We start from the raw sequence: 24,955 nt of genomic DNA on the forward strand, positions 1-24,955 counted from the left end.
GTCAGCTCAGATATACATAAGTAATGCCATCGCCACCGCGGTCAGCATGCTCATCTTCCATCCGCGATACCTGGGAGTATTTACTCAGGTATCCGCGGATTAGTTTCCTTAGGATGCCGTCTCCTTTTCCGTGAATAATTTTGAGGCTCGACATACCCATCATGAGGGCTCTGTCCAGATACTTCTCAATTTCATGAAGGGCGTCTTCTCCCCTCATTCCCCTTATATCTATTTCCGGACTGAATGATGCGTAAGTGTCAGTTAACTGTGAGGAGTACGACTTGCGGACCTCTTTTGGCACTTCTTTTTTGGTGATACGCTCTACCCTCTTTCGCTTAACGACGGAGCGGAGATCACCGATAGCGAGAATCACGTTGTCTTTTGTTACATCGATAACCTGTCCTACAGTTTCAGAATCAGTCAGCTTAACCCAGTCGCCGTGCTTCAACTCTTCGTCGGCCTTTGATACCTGCTTTGGGTTTTCTTTCGTAATCTGATGTTTTTTCAACTCCTGCTGCAGGTTCTGCCGAAGTTTCGCTGTACTCTCCTTTTCAGCTTTTGTTTCCTTGATTTCGGAGATCGTATTTTCTATAAGCTTATTAGCATTCAGAATGATACTCTGCGCTTCCTTCTTGGCTTCTTTTAAGATAGCTTTCTTGTTCTCGTCGAGGTATTCTTTAAGTTGTTCGTTTTCGCGAAGCAGGACATCGACGCGACGTTGTTGTTTATCGAGTAGAACCTTCTTTTCGAGCAAATCCTTCTTGTCCCGTTCGAGATCGACCAACAGGGTATCCACTTTCTTCTGATGTGTACCGATTTTGCTCTTAGCGGCATGGAGTACATGCTCGGGCAGGCCAATCTTCTGGGCGATTTCAAAGGCGTAGGAGCTTCCAGGCTTGCCCATCTCCAGGATGTACATAGGCTGCATCTCCAGGTTATTAAACATCATTGAGGCGTTCTCAAGCCCTTCGGTGGCATTGGCAAACAGCTTCAGGTTTGAATAGTGAGTAGTAACCACCCCGCGGATCTTCTTTCTGTTCAGGGCATCTAAAACAGCTTCTGCTATCGGTCCGCCAAACTGGGGATCTGTACCCGTACCAAATTCGTCGATCAGCACCAGCGTTTTACCACCGGCATTTTCGACGAAGTATTTCATCTTGGACAGATGGGCACTGTAGGTACTTAAGTCGCTCTCTATAGATTGATCATCACCGATATCCGCAAAAACTTGTTTGAAGACGCCAAAAACCGAGTGTTCGTCGACCGGAACAAGCAGTCCGGCCTGCACCATAATCTGCAGCAGTCCTACCGTCTTCATACAAACTGATTTTCCTCCTGCATTAGGCCCCGAAACGACAACTATTCTTTGTTTTTCATCAATACTGATGTTCAGGGGAACTACCGTTTGCTTCTCTTTGCGAAGCGCCAGCAACAACAAGGGATGCCGTGCGTTAATCAGGTTGAGTTCTGCCTTATTGACAAGCACGGGCATTTGTGCTTCGGTTTCTATCGCGAAAAGCGCCTTAGCTCTTACGAAATCCAGTTTGGTAAGCAGACTATGATAAGCGAGAAATAAAGGCACATAGGGTCGCAGGTCATGGCTGAGGGCAACAAGTATGCGGATGATCTCCCTTCGTTTATCAAACTCGAGATCCCTAACCTTGTTGTTTAACTGGAAGACCTCTTCAGGCTCAAGATAAACGGTTTGACCGGATGCAGATTCGTCATGAACAAACCCTTTTACCTTTCTCTTATTTTCGGCCAGAAGGGGAATACAAAGCCGGCCATCGCGAATGGTGAGTGAACCGTCAGCTGTGTATCCGCTGTTCTGTGCAGCTTTAAAGATGTGGTCTATCTTTTTCCTCGCCTCCTGCTCGGCCCGGGCAATACCGGCGACTATTTCCTGCAGTTCCCTGGACGCATTCGCTCTGATTTTTCCTTTTTCATCGATTACCGCTTCAATGCTTTTGAGGATTTTCTTTTCAATTGGCAGATGCTCGAAAAGAGCCTCGAGCGTAGGGTACCTGCTTTCCCGTTCATTGAAATAGCTGATTACGGAGAACACGGTTTGCAATGACAGCAAAACCTGGTGAAGTTCTGCTTCGGTCAGGAACGCGCCCTCTACCCTGATCTTTTCTGCCAGGGATTTGATATCAAATAAGTGGCGGATAGGAAGCGGGGAATCGTTTTCCAGTATCTCTTTAAATTCCCTGGTTTGCCGAAGGAATTTATTTATGTTGTCGTAGTTCGACATCATCTGAATCTTATCGACCATCTGGCGGCCCATATCACTCAGACAAAGTGACTGTATATGTAATTTTACGTCTGTAAACCCTAGTTTATCAGCAGCGTTATTGGGGTAGATCATTCTTTAACTTTCGCTTTCATCAATGAATCCCTTCTTAGGGAATCCTGTTTTTTCGTTTTCTCTCTCTGCAGCATCTCCTGAAAGGTCCATTTCTTTATCGGAATAACTTTAAACGTATCGATTTTAATATATTGTTTGTTAAGTGAGTCATTTCGTAAAGAGTCATTCTTTAACTTCAGTTTTCGGGCTATAAGTTGCTGTTCTTTATTGTACTTATCTAGTTCTTCCTGCTGTTTTTTCTCTTCAATGGCGCGCTGTTCTTTTTCGAGATTTTCCAGATTCCTGATGATGGTTTCATACATCAGCTTTAGCTCGGCAGGGTTACGGGAATAATATTCCAGACTTTTTCGAATTCCAATCGAATCTGTGTTATGCTTCTTATATATGGCACCGTAGAGCGCTGCAATCTTATTCCGGCTGCTGTCTGTGTAAAGCGAGCTTGCATAACCGTCTGCAAGGTGTACATTGGTGAGCACATCGATCATCTCTTCCTTGCCCAATATCCCCTTCGGTCTATCATCAGATTTACAGGCGTTAAGAAAAATGATTATAAAAAACAGCAACAATAAACGCTTCATTTAGTAATTTAGCCAGATTAGGGGTTAAAAATACACATAAATGAGCATTGCAGCCAACTTGACGAAATTAAAGAATGAACTGAGCTCTTCAAAAGTAAAGCTGATAGCTGTTTCGAAGACTAAACCTGCGTCAGACATTCTGGAGGCCTATAACGCCGGGCAGCGTATCTTCGGGGAGAATCAAGTGCAGGAGCTGGTGGAAAAGCATGAGCAGCTTCCGAAGGATATTGAGTGGCACTTGCTGGGACATCTCCAAACGAATAAAGTAAAATATATTGCTCCGTTTATCAGCCTGATTCATTCTGTAGACAGTCTGAAGCTGCTTAAAGAAATTGATAAACAGGGGGAGAAGAACCAGCGGGTTATTGACTGTCTGCTCCAGATTTATATTGCGGATGAGGAAACGAAATTCGGACTTGGTTTTGATGAAGCTGTTGAGCTTCTCCGATCGGAAGAGTACGCAGAGATGAAACACGTCCGCATTGTAGGAATCATGGGCATAGCGACCAATACTGACCAGGAAAAGCAGATAAGGGATGAATTTAATGAGCTAAAGGTCCTGTTCGATGGACTGAAGGCGTCCTTTTTTCGCAAAACGGATTCGTTTAAAGAGATATCCATGGGCATGTCATCAGATTACAAAATTGCCATTGAAGAGGGAAGCACCATGATTCGCATTGGAAGCACCATCTTCGGTAAGCGTATAATCCCTCATTGGAAGACTAAAGACAGCTCTGGGTCGGCCACTCCCCCCTCTGATAATACTGACGCAACATTAAATTAAAATGAAAATCGAGATTCGCCCTGCGCGCAAGGATGATTGCGGGCAGCTCCTTGAAATGGTAAAAGGATTGGCTTTATATGAAAAGGCTCCTCAGGAAGTAACTGTAACATCGGATGAGTTTACGGAGTCAGGTTTTGGAAAGAATCCGATATGGACCGCGTTCGTTGCGGAGGTAGAGGGGAGACTGGAAGGATTTGCCTTGTATTACGTCCGCTTTTCGACCTGGAAGGGCTGCAGGATGTACCTGGAGGATTTCTATGTCAATGAAAGCCTCAGAGGTCAGGGCGTTGGCACAATGCTTTTTGAACGCATATTACAGGAGGCCCGGGATAAGAAATTTAATGGAGTAAGCTGGCAGGTACTCAACTGGAATGAACCTGCCATTAACTTTTATAAAAAATACAATGCGCGTTTTGAAGGCGAATGGATCAACGTTTCGTTGAGCAGTGATCAGCTTTCTGCAAGCACCATATCATCACCACTACATGATTGAAGTATATAAATTCGGAGGAGCGTCTTCCAAGGATGCAGAGGGAATTAGAAATATAGCCCATATTTTGTCATTGAAACCTGAGCTGCAACTGCTCATCGTGATATCGGCTATCGGTAAGACTACTAACGCACTCGAAGAGCTCCTGAACGCCTATGTGGATAGAAAAGACAGCACACTGGATATTCTGGAAGCGATTAAGGTTTACCACGAGAAAATCATGGACGACCTTTTTGAAGATAGATCGCACCCGATATATGATGATGTTGCGAATACTTTCGTGGAGATCGAATGGATTTTGGAAGAGGAGCCATATGACAGTTATGACTACCTGTATGATCAGATCGTGTCCGTTGGCGAGCTGGTATCATCGAAGATTGTGAGTCATTACCTGAACAACTCAGGGATTGTAAATCAATGGACTGATGCACGCAGCTATATTCAAACCGACAATACTTACCGTAGAGGAAAGGTTGATTGGGTGAAAACCTCTGCCAGGATAAAGGAACAGCTTGTCCCGGTTCTGCAAAACCAGTATATTGTGACGCAAGGTTTCATTGGGGGGACATCAGAGAACTTCAGTACGACGCTTGGCCGGGAAGGTTCAGACTACTCGGCAGCTATATTTGCTACAGGCCTGGGAGCCCGGGCGGTAACGATATGGAAGGATGTTCCCGGGGTCCTTAACGCCGATCCTAAGCTATTCGCCAACACGAAAAAGTATGAGGAACTTTCCTATCGTGAGGCCATCGAAATGACCTATTATGGGGCGACGGTCATCCATCCAAAAACAATCAAGCCTCTTCAGAATAATCATATTCCTCTATATGTTAAGCCTTTCAATGCTCCGGAAGAAAGTGGTACTTGCATTACGGACACTGACGTTAAGATCACCGAGCCTGCCGTTATCATTAAGAACAACCAGATCTTAATCTCACTTACGACAAAGGATCTGTCGTTTATTACCGAAGAACATATCAGTGTGATATACAGGAGCTTTGCAGATTTTGCGATTAAAATGAATGTTGTACAGGTTTCGGCGACAAGCCTGTCGGGGTGTGTTGACAGTGATCAACGTACATTTGCCCGTCTTATCAGCCTGCTGGAGGAGAACTTTATTGTTAAATACAACGAAGGCTTGCAGCTGGTTACTATGAGACATTATGAGAGAGACCTGTTAAATGAATTCACCAAGGGCAGGACGATCATGCTTGAACAAAGTAGTCGCGTAACAGCGCAGGTGGTTTTGAAATAGCATGAAGATGAATACTGCGCTATTTCATCCTGCCGTTCAGAAATATATAATAGACAATCTCCATGCTGATGTCCATAAGATCATGCTGGGTAAGAGTCCGTTTGAAGGAGTAAGTGCACGAGAGTTAGCTGAACAAATTGACAGCAGGAGACGGTCGGAGAAAAAGCTACCCACCTGGTTTGCAAAAGAAGGGATCTATTACCCCCCTAAGCTATCGGTAGAGCAGACATCATCAGAGATAACCGCTGCTTATAAATCTGGGTTGATGAAAGGCCGAAATGCAATCGATCTCACCGGTGGATTTGGTGTTGACAGCTATTACCTTTCGAAGACGGTTGAATCTTTGGTGCATGTAGAACGGAATAAAGAGTTATCGGAGATTGCTGAACACAACCTTCGAATCTTAGGCACAGATAATATCACCTTCGTAAACGATGACTCCCTTCCTTTCCTGAAGAAGCATACGGGGCGATTTGATACAATTTATGTCGACCCGTCAAGAAGGGTCGAAAATAAAAAGGTATTTCTACTGGAAGAGACCGAGCCTAATGTAATAGACAACCTCGGGCTCTTTTTCAGCGTTGCCGGCCGGGTGGTTGTGAAGACCTCCCCTATGTTGGATATACAGGCTGGGTTGAAGGCTTTTAAAGGTGCTACGGAGGAATTACACGTGGTGAGCGTGAAGAATGACTGCAAGGAATTACTTTGGGTCTTGTCTGCGGGAAACCATCGGGAGGCAAAGATTGTCTGCTCTGCGATAGGCGGAGAGCGAACCACCCGTTTTACATTCACTCTATCAGATGAGCGTAACGAACATATTAGCACGTATGCCAGGCCTTTGAGTTTTCTTTATGAACCAGACGTGGCTGTTTTAAAGTCCGGCGCCTTTAAAACGATTGCTAAGCGGTTTGAACTGCTAAAGTTAGGGGCTAATACCCACTTGTATACTTCTGGTGATTTGAAAGAGAACTTTCCGGGAAAGGTCTTCAAGATCGTATTCTGGGAAGCGTATAGGGAGTTTTCCAGGAAAAGAACATCAGGTAGCTTCAATGTAGTAAGCCGAAATTTCCCTTTATCTACTGATCAGCTAAAAAAGAAGCATAAGCTCAGCGACGGCGGGAATGACTTTCTCCTATTCACAACGTCAAACGATCAATTGGTGACCATCAGGGCAGAAAGGATTTCTTAGCCATAAAAAAAGCCCCATGGCATGGGGCTAACTAATTAGTATAAGGTACAATAAAAATTAAGCTTTCTTTACGTCGACTGCTTGCAGACCTTTTTTACCTTCTGCGACGTCGTATTCGACAGAATCATTTTCTCTAAGCGCGTTAACTCCGCCTTCAACATCTTTGAAGTGAACAAAGACTTCTTTACCATCGTCTCCGACAATAAATCCATAACCTTTTTCGGCATTAAACCATTTAACTTTTCCAGTTTTCATAATAATAAGTTTTGTTTAGGTACTGATAATGTGCAACTACCGAAAAAGAAATATTCATTAATTAATCAAGATGTATGGCACAGAACACTTAACCAAATGTATAAATTTCGAGTAAGATATGCAATTCTATAAGGCTGTCAAAAGCTTATTCGCTGTCTGGCTGTGGTGTAAACCTCAAATAGGGCTTTACTATCCGATGGCCCTTGGGAAATTTTTCAGGTATATCTTCTGTTTTAATGGAATTAGCCACAACAACATCCTCTCCTTGCTGCCAGTCGGCGGGCGTAGCCACACTATACTTCGCAGTGAGCTGTAATGAATCGATTACACGAAGGATCTCCTGGAAGTTTCTGCCGGTAGAGGCTGGGTATGAAATAATCAATTTCACCTTTTTATCAGGCGATATGATGAATAGTGACCTCACGGTCAGCGTATCAGATGCATTTGGATGAATCATTCCATAGGCATTAGATATCTCTTTACTTTCATCGGCTATCAGAGGAAAATTCACTTCCACTCCCTGGGTCTCATTTATATCCTGAATCCAGCCTTCGTGTTTTCCTACGGGATCAACGCTCAAGGCTATAACTTTAACATTACGCTTAGCGAACTCATCGCTTAAAGAGGCTGTTTTGCCTAACTCTGTTGTGCACACGGGAGTGTAGTCTGCCGGGTGTGAAAATAAAACAACCCAACTGTCTCCTACATAGTCATAGAAGTTAATTTCGCCCTGTGAGGTTTGGGCAGTAAAGTTTGGTGCTGTGTCTCCTAGTCTTAAGCTCATAGTATTTGATATTAGCGTTTGGTTTAAGTCTACTAATTTAATAGGTTTCGGGCAAGAAAAAGAAAATTAGTGTCTGCGTAACATCATGTTTTCCCTCCGATGTATTCGCTCAGAGTCCCAACTGTGCTTGTCTATTGAGAATCATGGGCGGGGCCAGCTTTGTACCAAGAACCTCGTTCCAGCGCCTGACTGTGTAGTCAGCTAATACAGGCGTATCCTTTTCGTCATGTTGGTGCAAAAAGAAATAAGCAGACTGAAGTCCCTGCTCTTTCCATGATTTAATGCGTTCAATCCAGTCGTCGACCCTTCTGAAATCACTTTCATGGAGGCCGTTACCAACAAAGCGGATGAAGGCATGCGGCGTAGGGAGCTCCATATGGAGGCAATCCCGACGACCACTGGCATCTGTTATTACCGCACCTATCTGGTTTTGCCTTAATACCTGAAACAACGCTGACCTTGCTTCCGAATCACTAAACCAGGCATGATGCCGCACCTCCAGAAAGAGATTGAAGTCCCTTGGCAAAGATTCCAGATAGTCGGCGAGCACCTGCAAGTTGGGGGGGCCGAAATTATCACTCAGCTGAAGAAAGCAAGGGCCTAAATACTGCCCGAACTCCATGATACTTTCCAGGTACTGCGAGGTCGCTTCCTCCGCATTTTTCAGCCTTTTAATGTGGCTGATGGTCTGGGAAATTTTCGGACAAAATTTAAAATCCGGTCTTTCTGCTTCAGCCTTTTGCCTCCAGGTGATTATCTGTTGCTTATCAGGCATTTTATAGAAAATTGCGTTGAGCTCAATAGCATTGAAATGCTTAAGGTATTCGTCGAGAAAGAGGCTATCTTTCGTTTTAGGAGGATAGATCAATCCCTTCCACTCCTTTCTTCCCCATTTTGCACAACCAATATACGATGCGATCTCATTTACAGGAGTTTGCTCGTGAAGGACATCCTGCGTTAATCTACCATCCGGCGGTAAACTAAAATCGATAGCAGGCAACTCTTGTTCAGGTACTTTACCGAAATCCATATAACATTAAACAAGAAAAGGGAGTCATTGTGTGACTCCCTTTCGATTTGCAATAAAAACAATATTATTTTACAGCATCAATGATAGCTTTGAATGCAGCTGGCTCGTTCATTGCAAGATCAGCTAAAACTTTACGGTTTAAACCGATTTCTTTTGCTGACAATTTACCGATCAACTGAGAATAAGAAATTCCATGTTGACGTGCACCTGCATTAATACGTTGAATCCAAAGGGCTCTAAACTCTCTTTTCTTTGTTTTACGGTCGCGGTATGCATACTGTAAACCTTTTTCAACTGTGTTTTTAGCAACAGTATAAACCTTGCTGCGTGATCCGTAATAGCCTTTGGCTAAATTTAAGATCTTTTTTCTTCTTCTTCTTGACGCTACTGCGTTTACCGAACGTGGCATGTTGTTTGATTTTTGACAGCGGTGTTGCTTTATGCAATCTTAGGTACCGGGTGTCTGGTTACTTAATTAAATTACTTTCCGATGCAAAGCATTCTCTTCACGTTTCCTAAGTCAGCTTCAGAAACTAAGCTTGTCTGACTCAAGTTACGCTTACGTTTAGTAGACATGTTCGTTAAGATGTGGCTCATAAACGCATTCTTCCTTGCAATTTTACCTGTTCCAGTAAGCTTGAAGCGCTTTTTAGCACTGGAATTGGTTTTCATTTTTGGCATAACTCTATTTATTAATTGTTTTTATTTTTTTGCTTTCGGGCCAACGATCAAAAACATACGTTTTCCTTCTAACTTTGGTAACTGCTCTACCTTACCCACCTCTTCTAAAGCCTGAGCAAATCTAAGCAACAAGATTTCACCCTGTTCTTTGTACACGATTGCTCTACCCTTGAAGTGGACGTAAGCGCGAACCTTCTCTCCTGCTTCCAGGAAACCGATTGCATGCTTCAATTTAAACTGAAAGTCATGCTCATTGGTGTTTGGTCCAAAACGGATTTCTTTGATAACCGTCTGCTTTGCGTTGGCTTTTATCTCTTTAAGCTTTTTCTTCTGCTCATAGATAAATTTATTGTAGTCTATTACTCTACAAACGGGAGGATCAGCATTAGGAGATATTTCGACTAGATCCAGCTCTTGCTCATCAGCAATCCTTCTGGCTTCAGCCAAAGACATGATACCCTGTTCAACATTATCACCTACAAGACGCACTTGTTGAGCTCTGATATACTCATTAATGTTGTGCTCAGCCTCTTTTTTCTTAAACGGAGGTCTCGGTCCGCGTGGACCCTTATTAAAACCTGGTCTTCCTAATGCCAAATGTTATTATTTATTTAAACTGTTACTTCTGTAATTAATTGCTTCTCAAATGCTTCTGCCGTCATGCTTCCTAAATCGCCTTCTCCATGCTTACGAACAGAGACTAAGTTCTCGCTCATTTCCTTCTCACCTATTATTAACATGTATGGGATCTTTTTGATTTCCGCATCTCTGATTTTCCTTCCGATTTTTTCATCGCGCAAGTCAATCAAGCCGCGAATATCGGAATTATTAAGAGATTCTAAAACTTTTTTTGCGTAATCTTCATACTTTTCCGATATAGGAAGCACTATAAACTGGTCTGGCGTCAGCCAGAGCGGGAAGTTGCCTGCGCAATGTTCTATAAGCACAGCAACAAACCTTTCCAGTGATCCAAATGGTGCTCTGTGAATCATTACAGGACGATGTTTGAGATTATCGCTTCCCGTATATTCAAGTTCAAAGCGCTCGGGTAAGTTATAGTCTACCTGAATCGTACCGAGCTGCCACCTGCGACCAAGTGCATCCTTCACCATGAAATCAAGCTTCGGTCCGTAAAACGCAGCCTCTCCCAGTTCTACCACTGTAGGCAGCCCTTTCTCTTCGGCCGCTTCAATAATAGCAGCCTCAGCGAGAGCCCAGTTCTCATCTGAACCAATATACTTTGTTTTGTTCTCCGGGTCGCGGAGCGATACCTGCGCGGTGTAATCATTAAATCCTAACGCATTAAACACGTACAGGACGAGATCAATCACTTTCTTAAACTCTTCCTTCACCTGATCAGGGCGGCAGAACAAGTGTGCGTCATCCTGAGTAAAGCCTCTTACCCGGGTAAGCCCGTGAAGCTCACCGCTCTGTTCATAACGATAAACAGTACCGAATTCGGCAAAGCGAACCGGAAGATCTTTATACGAGCGGGGTTTGAATTTATAGAGCTCGCAATGATGCGGGCAGTTCATTGGCTTCAGGAAGAACTCCTCCCCTTCTTGTGGCGTCTTGATTGGCTGGAAAGAATCGGCTCCATATTTCTCATAATGACCCGACGTTACATATAAATTCTTGTGACCGATATGTGGAGTAATAACTTGTTCATAGCCAGACTTTACCTGGGCCTTCTGCAGGAATTGCACCAACTTCTCACGTAACGCAGCGCCTTTAGGCAACCACATGGGGAGACCCATTCCTACCTTCTCTGAGAAGGTAAATAACTCGAGTTCCTTTCCCAGTTTCCTGTGATCGCGTTTTTTTGCTTCCTCTATCATTTTCAGATAGTCTGTCAGCTCACTTTGTTTAGGGTAAGTGACTCCGTAGATACGCGTAAGCTGTTTACGATTTTCATCTCCACGCCAATAAGCACCTGCAACATTCATTAGCTTAACCGCTTTTATGAAACCGGTATTCGGAATATGCGGACCACGACATAAATCTGTAAAGTCGCCCTGTGTATACAAGGTGATAGAGCCATCTGGAAGATCCTTGATCAGGTCGAGTTTGTACTCATCTCCTTTTTCAGTAAAGTAGGCTATAGCATCTGCTTTACTAATAGGCTTGCGCTCAAATGTCGATTTCTTCTTAGCAAGCTCGAGGATCTTGTTCTCAATTTCCTTAAAATTATCCGAAGAAAACTCCCGGTCACCGAAGTCGACGTCGTAGTAAAATCCGGTTTCAATAGCCGGGCCTATACCGAATTTGGTACCCGGATAGAGTGCCTCTAGTGCTTCTGCCATTAAGTGTGCAGAAGAGTGCCAAAACGTCGACTTACCTTCTTTATCGTTCCAGGTTATCAGCCGTACATGAGCATCTGCTTCAATCGGACGGGACGAGTCCCAGATCTGACCGTCTACTTCTGCTGCAAGGACATTTCGGGCGAGGCCTTCTGAAATTGACAAAGCAATCTGATAGGGAGTTGTTCCAGCTTCGTATTCACGAATGGAACCATCGGGGAGTGTAATCTTAATCATCTACAACTATGATTTTATGTTCTTGTATAAAAAATTGTCAGATCACGTACAGGGGTGATCTAAATGAATTGCAAAAGTATCGTTTTAGAAATAAAAATCCGGAGTATTATACATTTCCCCAGCCATGTGCAAGAACATCTGCGAGGTGCACGGATTTAATTGGCAGCTGATGTTTGTCTATATAACCCTGCATGTGTAAGAGACAGGACGCATCTGTGGAGATAATGTATTCTGCACCTACTGACAGCGCATTGTCTATCTTCTGTTGCGCCATGGCGCTCGAGATACCTTCAAATTTAACCGCAAAGGTTCCACCAAATCCGCAGCAGGTGTCATTGTCCTTCAGGTCAAGTAACTCAAGGCCATGAACCTTTGACAATAACGCCCTTGGCTCGTCCTTGATTTTACATTCTCTCAAGCCGGCACATGAATCATGATAGACAGCCCGGCCGTCAAGCTCAGCACCAAAGTAATCTTTCTGAAGAACGTTGATCAGGAAATCAGAAAGTTCAAAGATATTTGACTGAATTGATCTGCATTTATTATGTACAACGGTGTTTGTGAACAGGTCGCTGTAGTAATTTTTAACCATACCTGTGCAGGATGCAGAGGGAGAAACGATATAATTGTCCTCCGAGAAATCGCTTAGGAACTTCCCGCCGACAGCCTTTGCTTCATCCCAGAAACCAGCATTGAAGGCAGGTTGTCCGCAACATGTTTGTTCTGGATTATATGATACTTTACAACCGGCTTTTTCGAGGATCTTCACTGTGTTAAAAGCAGTGTCCGGATATAGTTGATCCATGAAGCATGGAATGAATAGTTCTACAGTCATAGTCAGTGCGTAAAGGTAATTCGTATTGAGGAAAAGCCAAACTTAATTTTCAGAGATTAATGAAGTTTTTGTACTTCCTTTAGTCCTTGCCAGGAATACAAGAATGATCAGGCCAGTAAAGAAAAACAAGCTAAGCGCCAATGCAGAGTTCCTGATATTGGATCTTTCTTCAATAAAAGCGAAAGAGGCAAGTCCGATCACAATGGCGAGCTTTTCAGTCACATCGTAAAAACTGAAAAACGACGCGGTATCTGGCGTGCCTTCGGGCAGAAACTTGGAATAAGTAGATCGTGACAAACTTTGAACGCCTCCCATGACTATCCCGACTACAACAGCGAGCACGTAAAACTGTTGTGCTGTAGATATAAAGTACGCTGAGATACAAATTGCGATCCAGACACAAACAACCCAGATCAATACGTTGATATTTCCAATCTTCCGCCCTAGCGACGACATGAGATAGGCCCCGCCGATAGCAACTACCTGAATGATCAGGATGATTATTATCAGATTTTCTGTACCCAGATGAAGTTCCTTTTCCCCGAAACTAGCTGCAACCAACATGATCGTTTGAACGCCAACGGAGTAAAAAAAGAAAGCCAAAAGAAATCGCTTTAATATCGTCATGCTTTTGACTTGCCTGAATACGTAAAGCAACTCCTGATAGCCATTTTTGCGATTTTTAGCTACCTGAACACCGGGGCCTGCGGGAAGTTTGGAAAACGGTATCTGGGCGAATAAGACCCACCAGACGCCTACCAGTAAAAAAGAAAGTCTGGGAGCAAATGAAAGATCGGTGATACCAAACCACTCTGGCTTTAGTACGAATACAAAACAGAGTATCTGCAAAAGAACGCTCCCGATATAGCCATAGGCAAAACCTTGGGCGCTTACTCTATCTTGCTGATCAACGCTAGCGATTTCAGGAAGATAAGAATTGCTGAACATTACGCCTCCTATATAGCCCATTGCTGCAATTGCAGAACAGATGATCCCCAACTCAAGGGTTTCAAGCTTGAAAAAAAAAAGCAACATACAAGCCAGACTCCCCATGTATGTAAAAAACTTCATATAAGCTTTTTTATTCCCATGATAATCGGCACTCGATGAAAGGAAAGGAAGAAGCAGCGCCATGATAAGATAAGCAACTGACAATGAATAGTTCGATAGAGCCGTATTGACGAAGGTAAATCCGAAGAAGCTGACCTTGTCGCCATGCTCCTCTGTCGTCGTAATTATCGTGTAATATGCCGGAAATATGGTCGAGGTTATGACCAGATTATAGGCTGAATTGGACCAATCGAACATTGCCCAGGAGCGAATGGTCTTCTTATCGTTCTTTACTGTCTGCATTTGAGCTGAAAATAGATGAAATTTTAATGGTTTAACGAAGCTTAGATTAAACTTCCTTTCGGAGTACTTCAAGAGGCGGGGCATTCAAGCTGCTCTTGCTGTTCAACAGTCCGATCACAACTGTAATTAAACATACACTTGACAGCAACAACAGAGATGGCATCAATTCAGGCGAAAACGCAGTTTTAAAATTATAGATTGCAAGCGCCCAACCTGCCATAAATGAGAGAAGGATCCCTGTGATGCCAGCTAAAGTTCCAAGAAAGAAATACTCCAGCGCAGTAATGGTAAGCACTTGCCTCGTACTTGCCCCCAGTGTCCTTAGTAAAACATTTTCTCTCATTCGTTGATACCTGCTTATCAAAACCGAAGTTATCAATACGATAATTCCTGTCACAATACTTAAGCCGGCCATAAAGCGAATGACAAACGCAAGCTTGGCCATAAGGCCATCCAAAACACTCAGGACGAGATTCAAATCAATAATAGAAATATTGGGAAATTTCAGAACTACGGCCTGCTGAAATTCGGCCGCCTTTTGCGGAGACTCTAATCTGGTCAAAAGTACATGGAATTGTGGTGCGTTTTCTAAAACGCCGGAAGGGAACACCACCCTGAAGTTAGTTTGTATATTATTCCAGTCCACTTCCCTAAAACTTCCAACAATAACGGGTACCAAAGCTCCCTGTACATTGAAAATCATTTCATCACCAACGCTTACACGAAGTCTTTCTGCGTACCTCTTTTCCAGAGATACGTATACCTTATCGTCGCCGGCGTCGACTCTTCCAACCCATTTGCCAGCGACAATCCTTTCTGTGCTTGTTAAGCTGTCTCGAAAGGTACTTCGGATTTCTGAGTTAAAGGCTTTTACGGGCACATCGAGAGTCGTATCTTCTTTGGCCTTCGATGCGTTTATTCCTCTTATCTCCTCAATGCGCATGGTAACGATCGGCACCTGTTGCATAACCGGCAGTCCCTGCGCTTCAGTCATTTCTGCGATCTCCTTTTTCTGTGAAGACTGAATATCAAACAGCACCATGTTGGGTTTTCCTTCGGCAGATGACGTCGTCACTTTATCAATCAGCATGTCCTTTACAAGCATCAGCGTGCTGATCAACGCTGTGCCCAGGCCTATGCACACAATTAAGATAACGGTTTGATTATTTGGCCTGAATAAATTAGAGAATCCCTGCCGGTAGATATAACTCCATTCCGATGGAAAATAACGCCTTGCAAGCTTCGTCAGCAAGTTGGCGGTTCCTACAAGGATCAGGAAGCAGAGACCTGCTCCTCCGGTAAAAATAGCCGCTTGCTTCAGGTCTCCTAACTGGATATAGGTGAATGATACAAGGAAGACTATAATAAGGAAATAGACGAGCACCCTTAGCCAATCGGGGGAATTACCCGCATCTTCCGCCGATGCCCTTAAAGTATAGAGCGGTGAAACTTTTCTGACAGTTAATAGCGGGAGAATTGAAAAAATGACTGAAACAATCAAACCTGTTGAGATTCCTTGGAAAATAGCAGGATACGATACTCTTGCCGTAATTTCGATTGGAATAAAGTCTCTCATAACAGCCGGCAAAAATTGTTGGATGAACAATCCTAAAAGAGAACCCAGAATAGACCCGACCAGACCCACTACCGCAACTTGTATAAGATAGATTAGAGTTGCCTGAGAAGCAGTTGCCCCGAGGCATCTCAAAATCGACACAGACGCGACTTTTTCTTTTATATATATATGAACAGCGCTCGCGACACCAATACAACCTAACAGGAGCGCCATAAACGCAACGAGAGACATGAAGTTTGTCATGTTTCTGAATGAATTTCCGGTTTCCTCTTTTGTCGATTCTATGGTTTCTACATCCATCAATGCGTTATCGGCAAATGCCTTAATGGATTTTAGCTCTTTCTTCAACCTTCCAGGCTCATTAAACCGGTAATGATAACTATGGTTAATGCGGCTGCCTTTTTGCAATAAACCGGTCTGTTGCAGGTAAGTCATCGGGATATAGACTATTGGTGCAATCGATGAGGAGAATCCGGTCTGTCCGGGCGCCGATTCGAGGATACCTGATATAATAAACGATTGTTCACCCAACCGGATAGAATCACCCTGTTGCGCTCCAAACTGGAGCATCAATGTTTTATCTACAAGCGCATTGTGACCGTTCGGAAGCTCTCGGGAGACTCCCTCAGGTATAGTTTTGATCTCTCCATAAAAGGGAAATTTTCCCTTCAAGGCCCTAACCTGCACCAGTCTGCTCCCTCCGTTTCGGTTAAAAAAAATCATCGAAACAAATCTCTTCTCACTCGAACGCTCGTCGCCGAGCTTCGCGAGATAATCTTCCATCCTGGCCGATGGTTGTTTGTTCGTGGACAACACCAGATCTGCGCCTATCAGGCTTGCAGCCTGATGGTCAATATCGGTGTTTAAATTATCGTTAAATGAATAAATAGCTACAAGTGCGGCTATCCCCAGAATGATCGATGAGACGAAGAGGAGGAGCCGGGACTTACTTCTGCGGCTGTCTCGCCAGGCCATTTGGAATAACCAGGCGACTTTCGATATGTTCTTACTCATTGCCGATCGGTTGGGTGGGCAAATCTGAAATCACTTCACCACCCTTAAGCCTGATGATCCGCTGAGTTCTGGATGCAAGATCGAGGTCGTGAGTCACCAGCAACAAAGTAGTTCCTGATTCCCGGTTAAGCTCAAAAATCAAGTTGATAATCTTCTCTCCCGTTTCGTCATCAAGATTGCCCGTCGGTTCATCTGCAAAGAGTATATCCGGACGGTTTGAAAAAGCTCTGGCTATGGCCACTCGCTGCTGTTCTCCCCCGGATAATTGGGTCGGATAATGGTGCGAACGCTCCAACAGTCCAACCTTATCAAGAAGTTCGAGCGCACCGGGCTTAATTCCCCTTTCTCCCCGAAGTTCCAAAGGAACCATTACATTTTCCAAAACCGTCAGGGTTGGCAAAAGCTGAAAATTCTGAAAGATAAAGCCTGTATATCTGCTTCTGACCCGTGCCTTTTCATCTTCACTGAGATCATCGATGCGAATGTCGTTTATACGAACTGAGCCGCCCGATGAACGATCCAGACCGGCACAGAGACCTAGCAAGGTCGTCTTGCCACTTCCTGATGGACCAACTATTGAAACCATAGATCCTCTCTTAACGGAAAATGAAACATCTCTCAGGACAGTCAATTGGTGCCCTGCACCTTTATAAACTTTGCTTAGATTATTTACTGATAGAATATTTTCGGTCATTTAAACTAACTTAGTCAATTACTGTTTGATCATTAACGAACATCACTTTATGAACAGATTATACAGTTGCCTGATACTTCTAATGTCTGTGTTGGGCTGCACAAATAGCACGATGAAAGAAAACGATGAAAATAAAGATAACCTAAAGAACAAAGAAACATCCGACAATCAGGAAACTAAAAATATTTTATTTTTCGGAAACAGCCTCACTGCTGGCTATGGCCTGGATGACCCTTCGAGTGAATCGTTTCCATCGCTGATTCAAGACCGGATTGATTCGCTGAATCTAAGATACAAGACCATAAATGCCGGCTTAAGTGGTGAAACAACCGCTGGAGGAAAGGGGCGCATAGGATGGCTATTGAAAAATAAAGTTGACATTTTTGTTTTAGAACTTGGAGCCAATGACGGGTTGAGAGGCGTGCCGGTTACCGAAACTGCAAAAAACCTGCAGGCTATTGTAGATACCGTCAAACAACGGTATCCCGACGCAAAATTAGTGCTCCTGGGTATGCAGGTTCCTCCAAATATGGGTGGCCAATATGCCAGAGAGTTTAATGAGGTTTTCCCTGCGATTGCGAAGAAAAATCAAATGTTGCTGATCCCGTTTTTATTAAAGAACGTTGCGGGCATTCCACGGTTAAATCTCAAGGACGGAATCCATCCCACAGCAGAGGGTCAAAAAATTCTTGCTGAAAATGTTTGGGAGGAGCTTCAGACGATTCTTTAATCGTCTTTATCCTTCCTTTTTGAGATACGGCCGTATTATTTTAAACAAATCCATTGGCACAAACGGTTTCAACACGGTATCATTAATACCGGCGTCCAGGATCATTTCCCTGCGCACGACTAAATCGCTTCCAGTAAGAGCAATTACCGGCAGATCTTTATACTTACCATCGGCAAGCATCCTGATTTTTCGGGTTGCCTCATAGCCATCCATTACGGGCATATGCAGATCCATGAGGACCAGGTCGTAATCCTTCCGTTCTATCATCTCAAGAGCCTCTTTTCCATTCTTTGCAAGATCTGATTTTATTCCCCAGCGCATTACAGTCTTTTGGGCAACCATCCTGTTCATCGGGTTGTCGTCTACAATTAAGATATAAGAGGGAATGGATACTGGCAGCTGGTCGAGTGCTGACTCTTCTATACCGGCTTCACCAGGGCGGGCAAATCGAATGGTAAAATAAAAAGAGGAGCCCCTTCCTTTTTCACTCTCGACAAATATTTCCGAATGATGAAGTTGAATTAACTTCTTTGTAATGGCAAGACCAAGACCTGTACCTCCGTATTTTCGGGTTGTATCAGTACTTTCTTGAGTATAGGATTCAAATATATAATCCAGCTTATCGGGATTAATGCCTATACCAGTATCCGATACTTTGAACCGAACAGATACAGATTGATCATCTTCACAAATAAGAGCAAGTTCCAAGTTAATTTCGCCCCGTTCCGTAAACTTAATCGCATTGCCAAGTAAATTCATCAAAACCTGATACACACGTGTATTGTCGACCATCAATATTTCTGGAATCCTATTGTCGATCTTCACTCTCATGGAAACTTTCTCCCGGTCGACTTTGAATTGCAGGGATTCGACTGTGGAAGTTACGATCTTTTTAAGATTGACTGGTCTAAGCTCCAACTCGAGGTTACCCGTCTCGATTTTGGTATAGTCGAGGACGTCATTAATGAGTGTAAGTAAGTTCTCTGTCGAAAACTTTAACATGTCGAGGTTTTCCAACTGCCTATCCAGAGGATCTTCTTCCAACAGAATGCGGCTTATGCCTATAATTGCATTTAAAGGCGTACGCATTTCATGACTCATGACAGATAGAAATGTCTCCTTGGCTTTTCCTAACTTTATAGCGGCTTCGCGGGTTGCAATAATTTCCTGCTCAGCTTTCTTGCGCTCTGTGACATCAACAACAATACACACCTGACGTTCCATCTGTCCTGATTCGTTGAACAAAGGTGTGTTCGATAAATAGAGCCAAACCTTTTCGCCCGATTTTGTGTAAAAAAGATTCTCTATTTCGTATGTCGTTTGGTTTGCAAATGCATCTTTAGCTACTTTGTAGCCATCCATGGAAGTGTCAGGACCAATCAAGATATCTCCGAGATGCTTTCCCTTAAACTCGTTCAGACAATATCCTGTGATCGTCTCAAAGGCATCATTGAACCACACAACTTTATTTGTGTTATCACGCACCACGATTCCCACACTGGATTTACTGAGAGCCAGATTGAGCGTCTCATTCTGGCTGGCTGATTCCTTCTGTTGGGTGATGTCAGTCAGTATCTCTATCGACTTGTCTGCCTGGCCTTCGTCGTTAAGCACAATTGTATTCATTACAGATAGCCAAACAGGACTCAAGTCTTTGCGGTGAGCGGGAAGAACAACGGAAAATGATTGCCTGCTAGCGGTTCGGCTTCTTGCATAGGTCAGAGTTGGGTTGTCTGTATAATTCCGAAGTAACAAATCACCTATTCTTTTTCCTAAAACTTCAGCAGCACGATATCCGGTAATTGTTTCAAACGCCTTATTGACCCATATCGCCTTACTGTCAGCATCGTTGATAACCACACCATTGTTTACATGGCTTGCAACAAGGGAAAGTTGCTCCAGCATCATTTGGTTCTTTCTTTGGTGCGTAATATCTCTTCCGTTAATCAACCACCGCCCACTCCTGATTACATTATTCCAACTGAAAACTTTAATACCTTCGTGTTTAGTTACAACGTTCGTTTCAAGTTTAAAATGGTCAAGCCCGCTTAAAATTGCTTTACGAATATCCGGAAGGAGCTTGTTTCTTTCATCGGGAGGACAAAAGTCCCAGATATATCTCCCTTTAACCTCATCAACGGTATAGCCGATAATATCAACCACCGAGTTATTGACAAACTCGATCTGACCGGTTTCACTGACTATACAATGCAAATCGCCGGAATGATTAAACATTTCCTGATATTCCTGAGCAGCGTCAAGATGGTATTTTAATTCGCGGTTTCTCTTAGATGACTCTATATGAAGGATCACCTCATCGGCAAGAAGAAGAAGCGTTTTCTGCTGCAGATCGTTTAGCGCATTTGGTTTAGTGTCCATTACACATAATGCCCCCAGCTTGCACCCGTCTTCGGAAGTAAGGGGAGCACCCGCATAGAAGCGAACCATTGGATATCCTGTTACAAAAGGATTGGTAGAAAACCTCTTATCTAATAGAGTATCATTAACTTGTAAGATTTCGTTACTCTGAATGGTATAGTTACAAAACGAAAACTCTCGCGATGTTTCCTTCAGGTCAAGCCCAACTTTCGCTTTGAACCATTGCCGGTTCGAGTCCAAAAGCGTGATCATAGCCATAGGCATCTGGCAAAGTTCAGCAGCTAATTCAGTAATGGAGTTAAAGGGGCGTTCATCCTCTGTATCAAGTATTTGATAAGTTTCCAATCCTTTTATCCTTCGCAGTTCATCCTCTCCAGCGTTTACCCCTTGCATATAAAACGTTCTCATTTAATCAAACACAACAATAAAACCATAAAAAAGATTTGCGAGGCCCGCCAATCACCTACCAACTTTAACCATATTGAAATGTGCCTGTTTACAGACTCACAAGGTGAAACAACTTGGGCAGCCTTAAACTAACCCTGCACTTGGTCATTTTGATATTGCTATCAGAAAGATTGCCAAAATGGCTATCCCTATGCCCCAGACGTTCAACCTACTCAACCTTTCCTTAAAAAGAAGCACACCTACGGCTGATCCGGCAATGATCACACCGATATTCATTGCTGAAAAGACAACAGACGGGTTCTCAGGAACCGCTCTATGAGCCTTTAAATAAAACAAGATATTTCCAAAGTTGAAAACGCCTAGTATCATTCCGCATATTAAATTTTTAAACCCAAAAGATGTTCTTCCCGACACGATACTCAACGTCAGCACAAAAGCTGCCAGTAAGAAAGATAAAACGAAAACAACAAACAGCGACGAAGTGTAGGGAATCGCCTGAAATGAGGCTATCTGCTTAAATAGCGTGTCAATAACGCCCATCCCCAGGAATACCGTCAACGGATAGAGCCACCCCAACACGGTAGTTTTATTTTTAAGTGGTTCTTTATGCCAGGGTATAGAACACAATATTGCCAGAAAGCCGACCAAAATACCTGCGACTTTCAACGGGGACATCTCTTCCTTAAAGATAAAAAACGCGGTAAGTAAAGGTATAAATAGCGACAGCCGCTGAGCTAAATCCGTTCTTACAATACCAGTATGCCGTACTGATAATCCGAGTATTATAAACAAAGAAGGAAGCAAAATCCCCAACAGCATATAGATACTAAAAGGAACTTGATCTATTTGAAGTGAAGAGATATCCGGCTTAAACAGACTATAAGTTAGTATAACTGAGACTGCATAGTTCCAGACGACTGCCTGTGGAACGCTGATCTCATATCGCTTTGCCAGCTTTAAAAGTATGGATACAATGATATTACACAGTATACTAAGAAAGATAAAAATCATATGCACTAACGCTGTTCGTAGGGCTCAAAGATAGCATAATGATCGTCGCTGAACTATGTACCAACAAGAAAAGGGTCGTTGCTTCTATTAGATAGATATGAACAACGACCCTTTAGTTTATAGCCGCTTCATTTAAACGTAGCGGTTAATGATGTTCTCCAGGTACTCCTGTTTGCCACTAATGGTAGCGGGCTCGCCCTTTTCGATAGCGTATGCCCGAAGATCTACCAAACTAAGTTTACCTTCCTCAAACTCCTTACCCTTACCTGAATCAAAAGATGAATAACGGTCTTCCCTGATCTTTTTATAGTCAGATTTTTGAAGAATGTTGTCTGCTGCAATTAAAGCTCTGGCGAAGGTATCCATTCCACCCACGTGTGCATAGAAAAGATCTTCCTTGTCCGTTGAGTTTCTTCTAATTTTTGCGTCAAAATTTACGCCTCCTCCTTTTAAACCACCAGCTTCAAGAAAAATCAACATACACTCTGTAAGCTCAGATGCATTGTTTGGGAACTGATCAGTATCCCATCCATTTTGATAATCCCCTCTGTTGGCATCCATTGAGCCTAAAAGTCCTGCATCCGCTGCAACCTGCATCTCATGCTGGAATGTATGACCAGCCAGGGTAGCATGATTCACTTCAAGGTTTAATTTAAAGTCACCCAGTAAATCGTACTGACGAAGAAATCCTAAAACCGTTGCCGCATCGTAATCATACTGATGCTTAGTAGGCTCGCAGGGTTTAGGTTCGATGAAGAAAGTTCCTGTAAAGCCATTGCTGCGTGCATAATCTTTAGCTGTGTGAAGAAACTTGGCCAAATGCTCCTGTTCTCGCTTCATATTGGTATTCAGCAGGGACATGTATCCTTCTCTTCCTCCCCAGAATACATAATTTTCACCTTTCAGGGCAATAGTAGCATCGAGTGCTGCCTTTACCTGAGCTGCTCCGTGAGATAATACGTGAAAATCCGGATTAGTAGACGCTCCGTTCATATATCGACGATGAGAGAACAAGTTGGCCGTTCCCCAGAGCAGTTTCACACCACTTTGCTCCTGCTTCAGTTTCGCATACTCTACGATGGCTTGTAATCGACGCTCATTTTCAAGAATATCGTTCCCATACTCAACCAGATCCACATCATGGAAACAGTAGTAGGGCAGGTTCATTTTTGTGATAAACTCAAAAGCAGCATCCATTTTGTCTTTCGCTCTTTCAACAGGATCGCTTTTCTCATCCCACGGGAAGATATGAGTCGGCCCTCCAAACGGATCAGCACCATCGCCACAGAACGAATGCCAGTAAGAACACGCAAACTTGAAGTGTTCTTTTAAAGTTTTTCCGGCAACCACCCGATTTTCGTCGTACCACCTGAATGCTAATGGATTATCTGACTCCAAGCCTTCGAATTGAATCTGGCCTATTCCGCTAAAGAATTCCTTATCGCCAGTAATGATCTTTCCCATTTTGTTTATTTTATAGTTAATTGTTCTTCTAAAATACGTTTCCAGTCATCGTAAACCGGCTCATACTGCTCTGTCATAGTAGGCGTTATCAGTTTGATCGACTTAACATTAAGAAAGGCCTCTTTTTCGGAGGAAAACACTTTGGCCCCTATACCTGACCCTAAAGCTGCTCCTACACTACCATCATTATGATATAACTCCACGGGCACGTTCGTCGAATTAACGAATGCCTCCGCAAAAAGCTCGCTTTGAAAAAGATTGGCTTTTCCGGCGCGGATCACCGTTGGGTTCATGCCGTTCTCCCGCATGATATCTAACCCATAGCGAAACGCAAATGCAATACCTTCCTGCACCGCCCTGAAAAGATGCGCCGAATGGTGTAAATTGAAATCTATCCGATGGAATTGGGCACCAATTAATTTATTGCCCAGCATCCTTTCTGCGCCGTTACCGAAAGGCAGTATCCGAACGCCGTTCGCCCCAACACTGACTGAAGCAGCCTGCTGGTTTATCTCTTGATAACTGAGGTTGTTTCCGAACGTATTCTTAGCCCATCTGTTTAAGATGCCTGTCCCATTAATACATAAAAGAACGCCCAAACGACGGTCATTTACCGAATGATTGACGTGGGCAAAAGTATTTACACGAGATTTAGGATCGCTGAACAACTGATCGCTTATTCCATAAATTACCCCCGAAGTGCCAGCCGTGGCAGCAACCTCTCCGGGTTCCAGAACGTTTAACGATAAGGCATTATTTGGTTGGTCGCCTGATTTGTAACTTACCGGAATGCCAGTTCTTAAGCTCAATCTTTCTGCTACATCAGCTTTCAGACACCCATGCGTCGCGAAAACCGGCTTGACCTCCGGGAACAGACCTTTGTCGAATCCAAAGTAGTTGATAATATCTTCCGATAGTTCCTCATGCTCAAAATCCCAGAAAATCCCCTCAGAGAGAGAAGAGGGACTGGATGTAATCTCGCCCGTAAGCTTCATAGCGATGAAGTCGCCCGGAAGCATTACCTTATCAATTCTGGAATATAGATCCGGTTCGTTCTGTTTTACCCACGCGAGTTTAGATGCTGTGAAGTTACCCGGTGAATTTAACAACCTTGATAAACTTTTATCCTCGCCTATCGCATTGAACGCATCATCTCCAATTTTAACAGCCCTGCTGTCGCACCAGATAATCGAGTCCCTCAACGCTTGTTGTTTTTTGTCCACAACCACAAGTCCATGCATCTGGTATGCGATACCTATCGCACTTATATCTGCCGGATTAAACAAACCGCTGGCATTGATCTTTTGGATGGCGATACCGACATGTTCCCACCACATCTCCGGCGACTGCTCCGCCCAGCCAGGTTGAGGAGAGCTGATTTCTGTTTCATTATCCGGATATTGCACAGACTGCAAGACGCGCTGAGACTGAGCATCTACCACGGAAACCTTTATCGATGATGTACCTACATCTATTCCTAATAATAACATTATAAATTGGTTAAGAGACTAATGCCAACGTTTGCACAATTGTAGAAATA

22 protein-coding genes are annotated in these 24,955 nt (G+C 43.5%); 5 read left to right on the forward strand and 17 right to left on the reverse strand.

The genetic code is table 11. The features are described from left to right. Position 1: 1 nt before the first annotated feature. Both ACKI5J_RS17380 and ACKI5J_RS17385 read right to left on the reverse strand, forming a co-directional pair. Positions 2 to 2,368 (reverse strand): endonuclease MutS2, encoded by a 2,367-nt coding sequence (locus ACKI5J_RS17380; protein WP_407430757.1) that lies wholly within the window; start codon positions 2,366 to 2,368, stop codon positions 2 to 4. After that, positions 2,365 to 2,946, reverse strand: a complete 582-nt coding sequence (locus ACKI5J_RS17385) for a DUF4296 domain-containing protein (RefSeq protein WP_407430758.1) — start codon at positions 2,944 to 2,946, stop codon at positions 2,365 to 2,367. The genes ACKI5J_RS17380 and ACKI5J_RS17385 overlap by 4 nt, the downstream gene beginning before the upstream one ends. Before the next feature lie 40 nt (positions 2,947 to 2,986). Here ACKI5J_RS17385 and ACKI5J_RS17390 point away from each other — a divergent pair, with 40 nt between their 5' ends. Genes ACKI5J_RS17390 through ACKI5J_RS17405 form a run of 4 tightly spaced genes read left to right on the forward strand, consistent with a single transcriptional unit; the run spans position 2,987 to position 6,664 of the window. Beyond that, complete coding sequence (locus ACKI5J_RS17390) at positions 2,987 to 3,730, forward strand: YggS family pyridoxal phosphate-dependent enzyme (protein WP_407430759.1); 744 nt, start codon at positions 2,987 to 2,989, stop codon at positions 3,728 to 3,730. Between the two features lies 1 nt (position 3,731). Continuing rightward, positions 3,732 to 4,223, forward strand: a complete 492-nt coding sequence (locus ACKI5J_RS17395) for a GNAT family N-acetyltransferase (protein WP_407430760.1) — start codon at positions 3,732 to 3,734, stop codon at positions 4,221 to 4,223. Continuing rightward, on the forward strand, positions 4,219 to 5,475 hold the full coding sequence (locus tag ACKI5J_RS17400; RefSeq protein ID WP_407430868.1) for an aspartate kinase: 1,257 nt from the start codon (positions 4,219 to 4,221) through the stop codon (positions 5,473 to 5,475). Before ACKI5J_RS17395 ends, ACKI5J_RS17400 begins: the two co-directional genes overlap by 5 nt. 7 nt (positions 5,476 to 5,482) lie before the next feature. Continuing rightward, entirely contained in the window at positions 5,483 to 6,664 is a 1,182-nt protein-coding gene (locus tag ACKI5J_RS17405; RefSeq protein ID WP_407430761.1) for a THUMP-like domain-containing protein, read from the forward strand. A 57-nt stretch (positions 6,665 to 6,721) separates the two neighbouring features. On the opposite strand, the gene ACKI5J_RS17410 is transcribed toward ACKI5J_RS17405, so the two are convergent. From ACKI5J_RS17410 to ACKI5J_RS17460, 11 genes are all read right to left on the reverse strand, one after another. Then, positions 6,722 to 6,919 (reverse strand): cold-shock protein, encoded by a 198-nt coding sequence (locus ACKI5J_RS17410; protein WP_407430763.1) that lies wholly within the window; start codon positions 6,917 to 6,919, stop codon positions 6,722 to 6,724. Between the two features lie 145 nt (positions 6,920 to 7,064). After that, the gene (locus ACKI5J_RS17415) at positions 7,065 to 7,703 is read right to left on the reverse strand and encodes a peroxiredoxin (protein ID WP_407430765.1); all 639 of its coding nucleotides are present in this window, start codon (positions 7,701 to 7,703) and stop codon (positions 7,065 to 7,067) included. A 109-nt stretch (positions 7,704 to 7,812) separates the two neighbouring features. Next, positions 7,813 to 8,733, reverse strand: a complete 921-nt coding sequence (locus tag ACKI5J_RS17420) for a DUF72 domain-containing protein (protein WP_407430767.1) — start codon at positions 8,731 to 8,733, stop codon at positions 7,813 to 7,815. A 64-nt stretch (positions 8,734 to 8,797) separates the two neighbouring features. Then, entirely contained in the window at positions 8,798 to 9,142 is a 345-nt protein-coding gene (gene rplT, locus ACKI5J_RS17425) for a 50S ribosomal protein L20 (protein WP_106292688.1), read from the reverse strand. A 71-nt stretch (positions 9,143 to 9,213) separates the two neighbouring features. After that, complete coding sequence (gene rpmI, locus ACKI5J_RS17430) at positions 9,214 to 9,414, reverse strand: 50S ribosomal protein L35 (protein WP_407430769.1); 201 nt, start codon at positions 9,412 to 9,414, stop codon at positions 9,214 to 9,216. A 21-nt stretch (positions 9,415 to 9,435) separates the two neighbouring features. Continuing rightward, positions 9,436 to 10,011, reverse strand: coding sequence for a translation initiation factor IF-3 (gene infC, locus ACKI5J_RS17435; RefSeq protein WP_407430771.1), 576 nt, complete (start codon positions 10,009 to 10,011; stop codon positions 9,436 to 9,438). Between the two features lie 14 nt (positions 10,012 to 10,025). Beyond that, on the reverse strand, positions 10,026 to 11,951 hold the full coding sequence (gene thrS / locus ACKI5J_RS17440) for a threonine--tRNA ligase (RefSeq protein ID WP_407430773.1): 1,926 nt from the start codon (positions 11,949 to 11,951) through the stop codon (positions 10,026 to 10,028). Positions 11,952 to 12,057: 106 nt separating this feature from the next. After that, a complete protein-coding gene (locus tag ACKI5J_RS17445; RefSeq protein ID WP_407430775.1) occupies positions 12,058 to 12,786 on the reverse strand; it encodes a (Fe-S)-binding protein in 729 nt (242 codons plus the stop codon). Between the two features lie 42 nt (positions 12,787 to 12,828). Beyond that, positions 12,829 to 14,139 (reverse strand): MFS transporter, encoded by a 1,311-nt coding sequence (locus ACKI5J_RS17450; protein WP_407430777.1) that lies wholly within the window; start codon positions 14,137 to 14,139, stop codon positions 12,829 to 12,831. A 46-nt stretch (positions 14,140 to 14,185) separates the two neighbouring features. Further along, positions 14,186 to 16,729 carry an ABC transporter permease gene (locus ACKI5J_RS17455; protein WP_407430779.1) on the reverse strand — a complete coding sequence of 848 codons (2,544 nt, stop codon included), beginning with the start codon at positions 16,727 to 16,729 and terminating at the stop codon, positions 14,186 to 14,188. After that, positions 16,722 to 17,423, reverse strand: coding sequence for an ABC transporter ATP-binding protein (locus ACKI5J_RS17460; protein ID WP_407430781.1), 702 nt, complete (start codon positions 17,421 to 17,423; stop codon positions 16,722 to 16,724). Before ACKI5J_RS17460 ends, ACKI5J_RS17455 begins: the two co-directional genes overlap by 8 nt. A gap of 49 nt (positions 17,424 to 17,472) precedes the next feature. Between ACKI5J_RS17460 and ACKI5J_RS17465 the strand changes: the two genes are divergently transcribed. Then, on the forward strand, positions 17,473 to 18,153 hold the full coding sequence (locus tag ACKI5J_RS17465) for an arylesterase (RefSeq protein WP_407430783.1): 681 nt from the start codon (positions 17,473 to 17,475) through the stop codon (positions 18,151 to 18,153). Between the two features lie 6 nt (positions 18,154 to 18,159). Here ACKI5J_RS17465 and ACKI5J_RS17470 read toward each other — a convergent pair whose 3' ends face one another. The 4 genes from ACKI5J_RS17470 to ACKI5J_RS17485 form a co-directional block, all read right to left on the reverse strand. Next, entirely contained in the window at positions 18,160 to 20,940 is a 2,781-nt protein-coding gene (locus ACKI5J_RS17470) for a PAS domain S-box protein (protein WP_407430785.1), read from the reverse strand. Between the two features lie 144 nt (positions 20,941 to 21,084). Beyond that, positions 21,085 to 21,951: an EamA/RhaT family transporter gene (locus ACKI5J_RS17475; RefSeq protein ID WP_407430787.1), complete on the reverse strand. Its 867-nt coding sequence runs from the start codon at positions 21,949 to 21,951 to the stop codon at positions 21,085 to 21,087. A 132-nt stretch (positions 21,952 to 22,083) separates the two neighbouring features. Then, a complete protein-coding gene (gene xylA / locus ACKI5J_RS17480) occupies positions 22,084 to 23,415 on the reverse strand; it encodes a xylose isomerase (RefSeq protein ID WP_407430789.1) in 1,332 nt (443 codons plus the stop codon). A gap of 5 nt (positions 23,416 to 23,420) precedes the next feature. After that, complete coding sequence (locus tag ACKI5J_RS17485; RefSeq protein WP_407430791.1) at positions 23,421 to 24,905, reverse strand: xylulokinase; 1,485 nt, start codon at positions 24,903 to 24,905, stop codon at positions 23,421 to 23,423. Positions 24,906 to 24,955: the final 50 nt, after the last annotated feature.

It is taken from the genome of Arcticibacter sp. (assembly GCF_045629565.1).
In the GTDB taxonomy this organism is placed as follows: Bacteria; Bacteroidota; Bacteroidia; order Sphingobacteriales; family Sphingobacteriaceae; genus Arcticibacter.

Bases quoted from the DNA above. Each gene is read 5' to 3' on its own strand.
- ACKI5J_RS17415 (WP_407430765.1), bottom strand. From the start codon at position 7,703: ATGAGCTTAAGACTAGGAGACACAGCACCAAACTTTACTGCCCAAACC.
- ACKI5J_RS17395 (WP_407430760.1), top strand. From the start codon at position 3,732: ATGAAAATCGAGATTCGCCCTGCGCGCAAGGATGATTGCGGGCAGCTC.
- rpmI (WP_407430769.1), bottom strand. From the start codon at position 9,414: ATGCCAAAAATGAAAACCAATTCCAGTGCTAAAAAGCGCTTCAAGCTT.
- rplT (WP_106292688.1), bottom strand. From the start codon at position 9,142: ATGCCACGTTCGGTAAACGCAGTAGCGTCAAGAAGAAGAAGAAAAAAG.
- ACKI5J_RS17470 (WP_407430785.1), bottom strand. From the start codon at position 20,940: ATGAGAACGTTTTATATGCAAGGGGTAAACGCTGGAGAGGATGAACTG.
- thrS (WP_407430773.1), bottom strand. From the start codon at position 11,951: ATGATTAAGATTACACTCCCCGATGGTTCCATTCGTGAATACGAAGCT.
- ACKI5J_RS17420 (WP_407430767.1), bottom strand. From the start codon at position 8,733: ATGGATTTCGGTAAAGTACCTGAACAAGAGTTGCCTGCTATCGATTTT.
- ACKI5J_RS17380 (WP_407430757.1), bottom strand. From the start codon at position 2,368: ATGATCTACCCCAATAACGCTGCTGATAAACTAGGGTTTACAGACGTA.
- ACKI5J_RS17410 (WP_407430763.1), bottom strand. From the start codon at position 6,919: ATGAAAACTGGAAAAGTTAAATGGTTTAATGCCGAAAAAGGTTATGGA.
- ACKI5J_RS17465 (WP_407430783.1), top strand. From the start codon at position 17,473: ATGAACAGATTATACAGTTGCCTGATACTTCTAATGTCTGTGTTGGGC.
- ACKI5J_RS17460 (WP_407430781.1), bottom strand. From the start codon at position 17,423: ATGACCGAAAATATTCTATCAGTAAATAATCTAAGCAAAGTTTATAAA.
- ACKI5J_RS17455 (WP_407430779.1), bottom strand. From the start codon at position 16,729: ATGAGTAAGAACATATCGAAAGTCGCCTGGTTATTCCAAATGGCCTGG.
- ACKI5J_RS17405 (WP_407430761.1), top strand. From the start codon at position 5,483: ATGAATACTGCGCTATTTCATCCTGCCGTTCAGAAATATATAATAGAC.
- ACKI5J_RS17385 (WP_407430758.1), bottom strand. From the start codon at position 2,946: ATGAAGCGTTTATTGTTGCTGTTTTTTATAATCATTTTTCTTAACGCC.
- ACKI5J_RS17485 (WP_407430791.1), bottom strand. From the start codon at position 24,905: ATGTTATTATTAGGAATAGATGTAGGTACATCATCGATAAAGGTTTCC.
- ACKI5J_RS17445 (WP_407430775.1), bottom strand. From the start codon at position 12,786: ATGACTGTAGAACTATTCATTCCATGCTTCATGGATCAACTATATCCG.
- ACKI5J_RS17390 (WP_407430759.1), top strand. From the start codon at position 2,987: ATGAGCATTGCAGCCAACTTGACGAAATTAAAGAATGAACTGAGCTCT.
- ACKI5J_RS17450 (WP_407430777.1), bottom strand. From the start codon at position 14,139: ATGCAGACAGTAAAGAACGATAAGAAGACCATTCGCTCCTGGGCAATG.
- xylA (WP_407430789.1), bottom strand. From the start codon at position 23,415: ATGGGAAAGATCATTACTGGCGATAAGGAATTCTTTAGCGGAATAGGC.
- ACKI5J_RS17475 (WP_407430787.1), bottom strand. From the start codon at position 21,951: ATGATTTTTATCTTTCTTAGTATACTGTGTAATATCATTGTATCCATA.